The organism is Actinoalloteichus spitiensis RMV-1378, assembly GCF_000239155.1.
GTDB classification, from domain to species: Bacteria; Actinomycetota; Actinomycetes; order Mycobacteriales; family Pseudonocardiaceae; genus Actinoalloteichus_B; species Actinoalloteichus_B spitiensis.
In genome coordinates, this window is sequence record NZ_AGVX02000448.1 from 1 (window position 1) to 1,974 (window position 1,974).

The 1,974-nt window shown below is 72.1% G+C and carries 1 protein-coding gene; it reads left to right on the top strand.

All coding sequences use genetic code 11. The features are described from left to right. Positions 1–1,974: non-ribosomal peptide synthetase (locus ACTIDRAF_RS29760; protein ID WP_039788147.1), on the top strand; the 1,974-nt coding region annotated here is incomplete at both ends.

Below are 1,974 nucleotides of genomic sequence, written 5' to 3' on the forward strand. Positions count from 1 at the left end.
GAGACGGTGCTGGGGGCGTTCGCCCACCAGGAGGTGCCCTTCGGCCGGCTCGTCGACGAACTCGGTTTCGACCGGGCTGCGGACGACACCTCGGTCGTCCGCGTGGTGATCGCACTGCAGAACGCTCCGGCCGAGCCATTCGAGCTACCGGGCCTGCGCGTCGACGAGGTGCCCGTCATCAGGGAGGCCAGCCCGTTCGACCTGACCCTCAGCTTCGTCGAGCACGACGGGGGACTGGTCGTCTCCGTGGAGTACGACGCGAACCTGTTCGACGAGACGACCGTCGCCCGACTGGGTCGGCTGTGGCTGAGAGTGGCCGACCAGGTCACGGCGGACCCCGCCGCGCCGCTGCGACGCGTCGACCTGCTCGACGCGGCGGACCGGCGGCTGCTCCTGCCACCGGAGCAGACCACCACCGAGGAGGTCGTCGGGTCGGTGGTGGACAGGTTCGCGGCTCGCGTCGAGCGCCATCCTGACGCGCTGGCCGTGCGGGACGACAGCGGTGACCACAGCTACGCCCGGATCTGGGAGTGGTCCGGGAGAGTCGCGGCCGCCCTGGCCCGGACCGGAGCAGGGCCGGAGACACCGGTCCTCGTCGCGGTCGACAGGGGACCGGCTGTGGTCGCGGTGTGGCTCGGAGTCCTACGCGCCGGAGCGGCCTTCGTGCCCGTGCACCCCGCGACTCCTCCGGAGCGGGTGGCCTGGATGTGCGCGGACCTCGGCGTCCGGCACGCGGTGGCCGAGCCGTCCCACCACGATCGGCTGCCGGCCGAACTCGCGCTGGTCGACACCGATCCGGTGGACGTCACCGGCGATGGCGGTCCTCACCAGGTCTCCGTGCCAGCGGCCGCCGCGGCCTACGTCATGTACACCTCGGGTTCCACCGGGACGCCGAAGGGCGTGGTGGTCACCCACGCCGACATCCTCACCCTGGCGGCGGACCACCGGTGGTGGGATCCCGCGCACGAGCGGGTGTTGTTCCATTCCCCGCACTCCTTCGACGCCGCCGTGTACGAGATCTGGGTTCCGCTGTTGGGTGGCGGCAGCGTTGTGGCCGCACCGCCCGACGACCTCGACGCCGCGCTGCTGCGGCGAATGGTCGAGGACCACGGCGTGTCAGCGGTCTTCGTCACCACCGCCCTGTTCACCCTGCTGTCCACCCAGGACCCGGCGGTGTGGGCCGGGCTGGGACAGGTGTGGACCGGTGGCGAAGCCGCCGTCCCCTCCGTCTGGTCCCGGGTGCGCCAGGTTTGCCCGGAGACCCGCTTCGTGCACGTGTACGGCCCGACCGAGACGACGACGTTCGCCGTCTGCGGCGAGCCCGGGGCCGAGGTCTCCGAAGGCAGGGTCCCCCTGGGCACCGGTATGGACGGGGTCCGAGTGGTGGTGCTGGACAACGCTCTTCGTCCCGTTCCGGTGGGCGCGGTGGGAGAGCTCTACCTGGGGGGAGCCGGGGTGGCCCGGGGCTATTCCGGTCGGGCCGCACTGACCAGCTCCCGGTTCGTCGCGGACCCCTTCGGGCCCGAAGGGACACGCGCGTACCGGACCGGCGACTTGGTCCGGTGGTTGCCGGACGGGGTCCTCGAGTTCGTGGGGCGGTCCGACGACCAGGTGAAGGTGCGGGGGTTCCGCATCGAGCCGGGTGAGGTCGAGGCCGCGTTGGTGGGGCAGTCGGGTGTGGCGCGGGCGGTGGTGGTGGTCCGGGAGGACACCCCGGGAGCGCGGCGCCTGGTGGGTTACGTGGTGCCGGAGGACGGGGCCGTGCCCGCTCCGGAGGTGTTGCGGGACGCTCTGCGCCGGTTCCTGCCGGAGTACCTGGTGCCGGCGGCGGTGGTGGTGCTCGAGGCCTTGCCCCTGACGGGTAACGGCAAGGTAGACCGGGCGGCGTTACCAGCCCCGGAGTTCCAGTCCGCTGACCGTCATGTCGCACCGCGCACGGACACCGAGAAGGTGTTGTGCGAGGTGTGGGCTGAG